We start from the raw sequence: 11,388 nt of genomic DNA on the forward strand, positions 1-11,388 counted from the left end.
GATTCTCCATCCTGAAAATGTTCTCCGCTTATTATATCTAATGTGATATACTTATCTTTTTCGTTTCTTACCCCTACTACTTTGAAATCATTAGTTCCCACGCCACTCAAATCTTTAGGTGGCTCATTACCTAAATACATATACAGTTTTTGGCCATTAATGTATTCACATGATCTGGTTACTTCAACATGGTACCCACCCCTATTAGCTCCATAGTGATCATAGTCTGCAATAGCGAGCATTACATCACTGCCAGGCGGTACATCTCCGTTTACTTCATAATTATAATTCAACCTTAAAGAAAAATCTTCAAAATTATCGCTGATTTTTGAACACTTAAGCACATAATCATACCCTTCTCGCTTATCATTTTCACCTGCACCCCTTTCTCTTGGGAGGCATTGAGCACCCTTAGCGCCACCATTCTCCCTATCAAACCTACGATTCTCTGTAGGGTCAAAATTACCAATTTTCGCAACAAGAGCTTCAGCCCAGAAGATATTTTCGATGTCTTCCTCACCGGTTGACGTAAAACCAGAGCTACCTTTACTTTCTTTAATTTCCTTAAGCTTGCCTTCAACCTCTTTAAGGTGAGAATACATGTTGCATGTACTGTTGTTAGTATCGTATTTTTTGTATCTTATAGAGGAGACACAATTTCGGTTTCCTTTTTTACGCAAATACTCATTGAGTATACCTTCTCTGGTGTAGCATATGTTCTGGTAGTAACAATTAAGCTCATAAGAGCCATACTTTTTTATCTCGTTAAGATTACAGTTTTTTCCGTCGCATAGTTTTTCTAACCCTATTTTAATAGAGTTATGACTTCTTACCTTGTTAAAATCGCAGTTTTTTCCGTCGCATAATTCATTCAACCCTACTTTTGCTCGTCGCAAATCTAACAGCGCGCCATTTACCCATGGTGTGTCGTCCTTAATGAAATATCTATTAAAATGCACTTTGTTATCATATGGAGTGTAGCCGTTACCAACTAACACTTTTCTTTTCTTTACTTTTGTTTTATCAAGAGGTAAAAATTTTACTTTATTTCTTTTTCCATCTTTGCCCTCACAAAAAAATTCTTTTCCCTTTTCCTCGCTAATACTCAGTATTTCACTTGCTAGCACTTTTTCATCTCCTGTTTCGGTTCTATAACAATTGTCATCAAAGCTGATTTTTTCTCCTGGGTTGTCATAATCAATTGTTATCTCTCTAGGAACCAAGCTAAAGCTTAACTTATCACCAGGATTTACTTTAATTCCAGTGTCTACATAACGTCTATCGCTACCAAATCCTCTACCACCACACAGTTCGTTTTCATTTACGCCTCTTTCGTCAACGCCGTAATTATTAGGCACATCGTTAATATTTGCAGCTTTACTATAATTTGGAATTGAACCATCAGCACAAAATACGGCAGGAACAAGTACTTTTCTTGGATTCTTGTCTTTTTTATGGGGGCAAAAATTTACTGATCCGTCAAGGGTAAATTTGATTTTGTCATTCTTACTAATTACTTGACCAGAATCAACCCAATGGATTTTAACTCCTTCATCAGCTTTACGAACTGGAACATTCACGTTAACACTAGTATTTCTGCTTTGCAGTCCAGGCTCGACACAATCTATGTTACAGCCAGTAATTGCAAGATATAATACAAATAATAGTAATCTCCTATTTATCATAATGTGTTTCCTGATCCTCCTGGCCCCCTAGACGGTTGAGCCCTTGGTAACTCAAGTCTTTTGCTTGGTGTACCTGACGGTTGAGAAATACCTCCTCCTCCAGCCTGTCTTCCGTGAACGCTTTGCTCATCTAGTCCTACCAGTCCCATTAGGCTCTGTTGATATTGTTTTCCAGGTTCTTCGTGCACATAAGCACCAAACAACGAGTCAGATATTTTCGAAGAAGCTTCGACTAAAGCTTTCATAGCATGACCTAAGATAACAAAAGCCATCATAGCGGCAATATTAGGTGTATACTTAGAAGCATATCCATAGAAGATGCAAAATTCAAAAATCTTTAGGTTAACATTAAGTATACATGTAGTGCAAACCTCAAAATCAAACACTGAATATATGATGTAATCCATAGCTTGGCTTATCAGCGATATAAAAATTAAAAGCACCACTGGATGAATCGCAAATCTCGCCAAATTTTTGACCCAATTGTGAAACATCTGTCTAGTGTATGTAAACAGAAGGCAGATAATAAAGATAGGTGTTAGAGAAAGCAATAGCGCAACTATTGCTATAGACGTAACAAAAGAAAATAAGGCGTTAAAAATAGATAATACCACTATTATTAAGCCCCAAATCACTAAGCAAAAAGATACAATGCCTAGAGGTCCAGAAAATATAAGAGATATTATTAATAACACTGAATGTGATGATAAAAATCTATTCAACGGCAAATCGAGAAACTCAAAAACATTTAATGTCGTGCCCCTAAAATTTGCTATTTCTATCAACTGTTTTGGAGTATTGATAAAGATAGAAAAAGCATTGTTATAAAAAAAATCCCAACTATTATCTCGCAGCAGTTGGGTAATAACTCCTATCTTTACACATATAATTAAAAACTCATATATAGAAACATGAGTTAAGCCAAAAAAGTAATAAAGAGTATACAATACTATGTACAATACTAACAGCGATACTATCGTGGATCGAATGGTCTTCGTTCTATTTGACGCTACAAAACTTTGATAAAGAGACTTTACAGGGCTAGACTCAGAGTGAATCGCATTTGGATCTTTGTAGCTAGAACCGAAAAATGCAGTTTTTACTTTCTCATCAAAAAAATTATATATTACACTAAAAGTTCTTGTAGGTGGTTCTTTGGTCGTTAGGTTAATGCTGAACTGACCTTCGTTTTCCTTATAATCGCAACCATGGTCTCTTACCCCGTAATATATGGTGCCGCTTTTGTTTTTTAGCTTGTCTTTTAAGCTTTCCATGTACTTAGTATCATGAACTTCGTTAATATCAACAAGTATATCTCCCTGGTTTTCACCAGAGTTATGCTTAGGAAATGTGTCAGACACACGTATATATAAGCTATTTTTTAGGTTAGTAGGATTAGGAACTTTTGTTACTCTCATGTTGTAGCCACCCTTACATCGGTCTTTACAAGCAAAGGTGAAAGTTAACTTCTCACCTTTGGGGTGATCATTCTCTATTTTATAGTCATAATTAGTACGTATATTGCCTCTCTCGGGTTCAAGTTCTTCTTTCTCCATTGACACTACTAACGATGGGATATAAGTCTTTATCCCTCCTTTTCCTGAAATCTTTTTAGTAACTTTAGTAATTTCGCTTGCTTTATCTTCAGCAGCAACTAAAGTGTCATCAAGGCTTTTAATCAAGTTGCCATCATCTATAGTATTGGATTCAATTTCAACACAATTTTGACCAGAGTAATAACATGTATTTTTGCATGCAAGATTCAGAATGTACGTATCCATCTTACTTTTCTGATCGCTTGAAAGCTTGTTACAGTCTATATTTTCCCCCTGCTTTATAGAGTTAATATTCCCAATCTCCTTTCTTCTTTTTTTTTGGTCTGGTTTTGAAAAATCTGAACTCCAGTACTCTTGCCCGGGCAGCCACTCTGCATTGCCTATCATGAGTTTGTTAGGACATATTGTGTACTTATATTCTCCATTTTGCCATATTGCCTGACATTCTTCTCGATTTAAAACATGTGCAAAATACTCTTCTTCTTTATCGCTGCATTTTTCATCAATTTTTATGTACCTGATTTTTGTACTATCCTCTTTACTTTTACACATTTTACTCCCAATAACACTAAAGCTTATCAAATCACCAGCTTTAAGCGCGAATTTCGATAATGTAACGTCATTTGTCCCAGCTTGAACTGCAAAATCTTCATATCGCTTAGGACAAAAATTAACCTTGCTAGGCACTATACTAATCTCTGTTACTTTTACACTATCTGAGATATGGACACCAGAATCAACCCACTTCTGCTCTGTTGACACTACATCTAGTTTTTCGCGCAAGTTTGATAAGCTTTCTGGTTTAATACAGTGATACTCACAACTGGACAATATAAAGAGTGTCACTATCAACAAAAACTTATGCATAACTTACCAAATTTTGGTTACTTAAATGTTTAAGCATCTGTCACTCATTTTTTAGACTAAGAACCACCACTAGATCTAGCAGACTCACCAGACTTACTAGACCCACTCACATTATCTCTAACCTTATTAGTCTCCTTGGCAGCTCCAGCAGCATCCCCAGATTTAGCTTTACCAATGGCCCCAGCAATAGCTTTACCTGTAGAAAAGGCCTTTGACATCATTTTTGCAGGTGTATCACCAGAGCCAAGTGCTGCCCTGTAATTACCAGAAAGTTCTGCAGCCATTCCTGGCAGAATATGCAAAAAGTGATAAAATAGGAATAATATTAGAGCTAATTTTAATAGTTCTCCAATGAGAGAACTGCTAAATTCCATGTATGTAAAGTCCAATAGACCAAGTACGCTGCTTTTCTTAAAGCTGTAATTCTGCATCATACATGCAAGAGTATCTTCATTGTTATCACATTCACCGCTTTTCAGTTTGAACCACTGTTTTTTGTGACCACCTGAGAGTTCTGCTTGTTTCTCTTCATATAGCTTATCCGGTTCAAAGTTCAAATTTTTAAAGTAGATTTTATCACATGCTATAAACATAAAGGATAGAAACGCAAAAAGCATAACAGGGTATAGGCTATAGGTGATCAACTCTCTTATCCACCCATCAAAGTATCCTTTAGTGTGTTGGAATAAAACCATAGGAATAAACAAAGGCGATAAGATGATAATCACACTTAGGGCAACTAAAGATAAGATAAATACGTAGCACATCCACAAAATAACCATCATCATCATAACGGCCATGAATATACAGGCAAGAGCTACTAAGATCTGCCCACCGGCGAAAATGATACCGATTATGGAGCCTGCTACTAACAAAACAGGAGCAGCACCTAGTAAAACAGCCAATATCCCTACACTTCCAGTACCAATTTTGCTGCCAATTCCATCTAAAGGCGCTCCTAGGTAAAATAGAATTCTACAATCAAGCCTGTCCCAAGGTGCAAGATAACTGTAAGATATCTTTTTTCCATTACGTGTGTATTCATAATCTGTACCTGCATTATAATTACATATACCTTTGCTTTCAGATGAAGCTTTGAGCACTATCTCTGACAGACCATTTGAAAGTTTTGTTAATTCTCCATAGTAATGAGACATGGTATCGCCTGTTGTGAAATAAATCACCAAAGCAAATTTAATGATTAACATGTACATTTCTTGTGGACTGTGCACTCCACCAGACATAGCTCTTATAGAGAACAGTATTAAAGCTAAAACCAAAACAGCAGTTACAGTGTTCTTCAGTCTTTTTTGTGCCACAGATAAGAAACTTCCCTTATTACGTCCATTTTTATCCCTAAGTGGGCTGCCACTTGAATCAATACCTGCAACTAAATTATCTAACGATTCCTTAATGCATTGCACTATCATAGAAGTTACGGGAATAGGAGCTAATGATTTACTCCCTGCCTGGTTATAACAAGCTTCAGAGATATACGAGCTAAAACAACCAGCATTGTCATAACCTACAAAAATTTCTCCCTTTCCTTCTCTTTCCTTTATCAGAGTTTTGTAATCTTTATTCTCATTTCCACTCCCTTTGAGAAGATCCTTAAGAGTATTTCTATCCGTGACAACTGTGTCGCCACCCTTGGTTTTAAATTTCATCTTAGACTCCTTGCACATAGGAGCCATTGGCTCAGGTGGCAATTCTGTGCATCCCATATCAACCCCTTGCGGCCAAGGAGTCATTTCGATACCAAGCATTTTCACACTTGCTAACTCTACGCACAACCTGCCCATCTTTCTTACTGCTTTGAATGTTGATCCATGTATGGTTTCGCTCTGTCCAGCTTTAAGAACTTTGCACTCTAGGTCGCCATCAACTTTTGGCGACCATGACCCATCTACATATCCGGTATCTTTCTCCCTGACATCAAAATCTATGTATCCAGGTTCCCCTCTAAAATCAAAGTCATTCGTCTTAAAAAGATTGCCAAACGTTAAAGGGTTTCGGTGACATATTTCTATATACTCACTATATTGCGCACCATTTTTTGGCCAGTAATAGTTTTCTCTATTGACATTAACAACATCCCAATTAGTAAAGTTTAAAATCTCTTTTTCTGTCTGTTTTCCATCTTTTCCTGATTTTTCTCGTAGTGCAGAAAAATATTCATTCTCAGTTTGATAATTCTTATCCGTGTAATCACTATAACTTGTGTTTTTTAGTTTGAAGTTTTTATATTTTCCCTCATGATCGCGTACAACTGGATGTCTAACAAAACTATGTTGACAAATAACAAGCCCTCCTATAGCTTTCCAGACCCCAACAATCGCAGCTATCATTCCAACAATAACAAAAGCAGTAAACAAACCAGCAGAAGAAATGATCAAAACAATACCAGTAAATATTGCACCAACAGCAATCGCTATTCCAGCAAGTGCTGCAGCTGTCTTAAATGCTCCACAATCGGGATTGGAGGCGCGACTGAAACTGCCAGCAGAATTGAACCTACTAACGAATTCCGTCTTTTCAGTACCACTTACCTCATCTGCAAACACTGGATATGAGAGTAAAAAATCGATATTTAATAAAAATATCGCAATTAATAGCAATGATAGCTTAGTCTTAAACATTTTTTACCTTCTGATAGAATATAGGCAACCATACTTTTGGATCGTCTCCGACCTCTTTTAGTATATCATGTAACAATAGAACACTTTCTGCACGTCCGGATAACACGTTGACTATATCATCTAAGCCTTTTAAGTCTATTCTAGCCACAACAGCATTGACTCCTTGCTTTACCAAAAAAAATCTAGTGCTTGGATCTGTGTGTTTAATTAGTATGTACTCACGTTCAGTTAACATAAAAACATCCCGATAGACACTAGTAGCTTTCAGATTTGGCAAAAAAATCTGTGTTGCTGTTTGCTGTACAAGCGTATCACTAATAGCACTTTTACTTGCATCTTCAACACTCTGAGTAGCGAAAATCACAAAAGCATTTAATTTCCTCAGCACTTTCAACCAGTCTTTTATCTTAGGTGCAAAAACTGGATTATCTATTAACGCCCATGCCTCATCAAGAACAATAATAGATGGAGTGCCATCAAGAGATATACTAATCCTATGAAACAAATAAATCAAGACCGGCCCAAGAGCAACGGGATCTTTGAGCAAGTTAGCCATTTCAAAGCCAAATACCCTTGCTTTCGAAAAATCTAACAAGTCTTCTTTATTGTCAAATACTGCAGCATGAGAACCATCACCATGCCACATAGATATTGCTCCAGCTAGAGTATCAGGGCCTGCAAGCCCTAAAAATGGCACTAGATTTCTTAAAAATCTGTCTTCTTTTCTCAGTTTAAAATTTCCTTCAATTGCATCATTAATTCGTGCAATATCCTCTGAAGTGAATTTATCGTTGTATACCGAGATTAAAGATTTTATCCACTCCATTAAAAATGTTCTATTATCAGGAGTATCGTCAAGTTGTAGGGGGTTAAAATTTGTTTTAGTTCTAGGTTCTACTATAGTGTAAATACCACCAAGTGCTCTCAAAAAAATCTCTGCACCACGATCTTTATCAAAAAAGAATATTCTTGGAGAAAATTTCATTGCTTGAGCACATAAGAAATTCATTAAAACAGTCTTACCAGCACCAGTTGGCCCAATTATCATAGTGTGCCCAACATCCCTTATATGAAAGTTGAAGAAAAATGGGGTGCCAGATGTTGTGTCAAAAACTGTAACAGCATCTCCCCAGTGGTTATTGAATTTTTTACCAGTAGGATAATTATGTTGAGATGCAAAACCGGCCAAATTAAGACTACTTATTGTACCTTTTCTTACTATATAATCGAAATTACCAGGAATTTGTGCCCAAAATGCTGGTTCAAGATTAACTCTCTCACGGATAGGGTAAACACCGCAATTAGAAAGCTCTGATTCTACCAACGACAAAGCATTATCCAATGATTTAGGGTTTTTCTCTATACATAGGATAGTTAAGTGATGTTCACCAAACGCAATCTTACCACTCATTGCATCATCAAGTGCATGAGAGATTTCTGCTATTTGAGAAATAGCTTTATCTGCAGATTGTATCATCCGATTTTGCTGTATCTGCATTTTTGCAATTGCCATTTGCCTATTTGTGAATTGGAAAGACTGTGTGATGATAAATTCATAAGGAAGTTGTAAAAAAGAATCGAGCATACCTGCAGAAGTATTATTTCCATACTCTTTGATACTAACTATTCCAGCGTATTTACTTTCATTATGAGTCACAACCTGTATCATCTTACGGCCAAAAAATAACCTATGTACCGGTAAGTATCTTGATATTTCAGTTTTTAGCGGAAGGAGTGTATTTGTAACAAAGCCACAATTTACAATCCTAGATAGAAATTCCATTATTTCACAGAATAGGCCGTTTGGGGTTTCTTTTACTTCAAGGATTTTAGGTGAGTAATTCCTAAGGCTCGTTACCACACGGTTTGTTGTTTCCTCTAAGTCTTCATAAGTAGCACGCATATCGCTTTCCCAAGCATGTTTTGAGGTCACATGTCCGAATTTTTTTAGTAGGTGCGATAAAAATTCTACTCCTTTTGTATCTGCTCTACGAATAATTGTAATGTACAAGTCATTAATAAACGATTGCCTTGTTGCATGTTTTTCTCTCCATTTTAGATTTACGTGGTTAGCAAAAAAGTTCGGCAAATTCTGACTTGCAAACTCATCGGAAAAAATGTTTTTTTTACGCCTAATGGTGTGAAAATATAAACTAAATGCCGGGGATGAAATGCTTCTTAGCATCTGATTCCTGATCTTGTTTTGTATTACCAAATCTTCATCATCGGCTGTTTCAAATGCGAAGCCATTTAATTTGATAAACTTCACTAACCAGTTTTGCTTTGTTATTAAGGTTGTGCTGTTCCAGTAACAAGAATACGGTATAAACTCTGCAGCGTGAACCTCCCTGCCCAGAATAGATTTATTCTTCGATTGAATAGCTCTAAATCTTAGCATCGCATAATTTCAAGCAACATCATAAGAATTGGCTCCGTGATAAAAACGATTTAAACACTTGGAGCATTTTCCTAATTTTACCATAAATAATTCAATAAACAATGGTTCTTTTGCAGAAGCTATATAACCAAGTCCGTGTATCCCAAATAACATCAAGAAAGTTCTAAGATCATTTGAATTAATGAAAATTAGCATGCAAGTTAGAACGTTTAATATTGCAAACATATAACTCACACCAAAAAGCATTGCAGGTCTTGTAAGACCTTTAAATAATTGATCTGTTTGTATATTACCTGTAGACATATCCTTGCCCTTCTAATTAATAGCTCTAACACTAATACTACATCATTAATTAAAAATCCATTGAAATGAGTAGCACTTTAGGTAAGATAAGTAATTTAGCCCTAATGATGATAAGTTGGCCGTTTCAAGAAGCAGAAAAAATATTACAAGAGTTTCCTAACAAAAAAGAGATAATATTTGAGACTGGCTATGGACCTTCAGGTTTGCCGCATATTGGTACTTTTGGAGAAGTTTTTCGCACTACAGTTGTTGCAAATGCACTAAAGAAAATAGCTCCTAGTATAAAAATCAAAATCATTGCAGTATCCGATGATATGGATGGTTTGCGAAAAATACCAGACAATGTGCCAAATCAGGAGATGCTAAGGGAACACTTAAACAAGCCACTAACCATGATACCTGACCCATTTGGCACTCATGAGAGTTATGGTCATCACATGAATTCATTGCTGTGTAAGTTCCTTGATTTATTTGAGTTTGAATACGAGTTTAGAAGTGCTACAGAGTGTTATAAGTCTGGTGTTTACGATGAAAAGCTCTTACTTTTACTGAAAAATTATGATAAAGTGATGGATGTAATGCTTCCATCGTTTCGAGAAGAAAGACAGCAGACCTATAGTCCATTCTTGCCGGTATGTCCAAAAACTTCCCAAGTTCTACAAGTTCCAGTGATTGAAAGTAACATAGACAAAGGAACAATTACATACGAAGATGCAAATGGAGAAAAAATAGAAGTTCCAGTGATAAAAGGAAGATGCAAGTTGCAATGGAAACCAGATTGGGGAATGAGATGGGCCGCATTTGGAGTTAATTACGAAGCTCATGGAAAAGATTTGACTCCATCTGCTGTGCTTTCAAGTCAAATATGCAAGATACTTGGAGAAAAGCCGCCACTTCTATTTTGCTATGAGTTTTTCCTTGATAAAGAAGGAAAGAAGATATCGAAATCAAAAGGAAATGGCATTTCAATTGAAGAATGGCTCACTTACGCACCGACAGAGAGCTTGGCGTTGTACATTTTTCAGAGTCCAAAAAAGGCTAAACGTTTATATTTCGATGTTATACCAAAATCAACTGATGAATATTTGGAGTTTGTTAAGCGTTACAATGAGAGTGAAGAAAAGAATGTAAACAGTCCTGTATGGCATATTCACCAGGGTAACGTTCCTAATATCGAAACTTCAGGCATAAATTTCTCATTGCTTTTAAACCTAGCAGCAGCCTGTAACGCTGAAAATAAAGAGATTCTTTGGGGTTTTATATCCACTTATGCACCGAACGTTACACCGAAAAACAACAAAATGCTCGATAGGCTTTCAGGTTTCGCAGTTAGATATTATCACGACTTTGTCAAGCCAACGAAAGCATATAAGGCTCCAAATGAAAAGGAGAAAGAAACGTTGCTAGATTTAAAGAATATCCTACATTCTCTGCCTATTACGGCTACTGCTGAAGAGATTCAATCTCAGGTTTTTTCTATTGGAAAAAAACATAATTACAGCAGCTTACGCGATTGGTTTCAGCTGCTGTATGAAACACTGCTTGGCCAAAAAACCGGGCCAAGAATGGGGTCTTTTGTAAAGCTTTATGGAATAGATAATACTATCTCTCTTATAGAAAGTGCTATTGAACGTACACTTTAGCTTTCCATTTGAGCCCTCTAGTTTTAAATCAGGTGCAAAAATTACTTGACAACCTTTGCCGATACCCTTATCATAGTAATGAAGCTATTTGTTTAACTTCCCAATCTGTACAGGTTAAAATGACAAGGGAACTTGTATTTGGCGTACTATTGTTTAATTTTTCGCACTATGTGCGCTGCATGTCTTTTTAAAACTTCGGGTTTTTCCCTATATAAGCTGAAACGCGCTTATAAGTCGTTTAGGACATCACCCAACGCCGGATTTTAAAATAGAGAGTGGAATAACTAGCTACCTCGG

General features: G+C 36.4%; 5 protein-coding genes and 1 pseudogene. 1 reads left to right on the top strand and 5 read right to left on the bottom strand.

Going from position 1 to position 11,388, the window contains the following annotated elements:
* The 5 genes and pseudogenes from DM84_RS02020 to DM84_RS02040 all read right to left on the bottom strand — a co-directional run.
* Positions 1-1,685, bottom strand: a pseudogene (locus DM84_RS02020) (type IV secretion system protein); the annotation flags it as partial.
* Positions 1,682-4,108, bottom strand: a complete 2,427-nt coding sequence (locus tag DM84_RS02025; protein WP_250778082.1) for a TrbL/VirB6 family protein — start codon at positions 4,106-4,108, stop codon at positions 1,682-1,684. The pseudogene DM84_RS02020 and the gene DM84_RS02025, both read right to left, overlap by 4 nt.
* A 56-nt stretch (positions 4,109-4,164) precedes the next feature.
* Entirely contained in the window at positions 4,165-6,747 is a 2,583-nt protein-coding gene (locus DM84_RS02030) for a TrbL/VirB6 family protein (protein ID WP_250778084.1), read from the bottom strand.
* Positions 6,740-9,145: a VirB4 family type IV secretion/conjugal transfer ATPase gene (locus tag DM84_RS02035; protein ID WP_250778085.1), complete on the bottom strand. Its 2,406-nt coding sequence runs from the start codon at positions 9,143-9,145 to the stop codon at positions 6,740-6,742. Before DM84_RS02035 ends, DM84_RS02030 begins: the two co-directional genes overlap by 8 nt.
* A 9-nt stretch (positions 9,146-9,154) precedes the next feature.
* On the bottom strand, positions 9,155-9,448 hold the full coding sequence (locus DM84_RS02040; protein WP_250778086.1) for a type IV secretion system protein VirB3: 294 nt from the start codon (positions 9,446-9,448) through the stop codon (positions 9,155-9,157).
* Positions 9,449-9,513: 65 nt separating this feature from the next.
* On the opposite strand from DM84_RS02040, the gene DM84_RS02045 reads away from it, so the two are divergent.
* Positions 9,514-11,091, top strand: coding sequence for a lysine--tRNA ligase (locus DM84_RS02045; RefSeq protein WP_250778087.1), 1,578 nt, complete (start codon positions 9,514-9,516; stop codon positions 11,089-11,091).
* Positions 11,092-11,388 lie beyond the last annotated feature (297 nt).

It is taken from the genome of Wolbachia pipientis, from assembly GCF_023661085.1.
Lineage (GTDB): Bacteria > Pseudomonadota > Alphaproteobacteria > Rickettsiales > Anaplasmataceae > Wolbachia.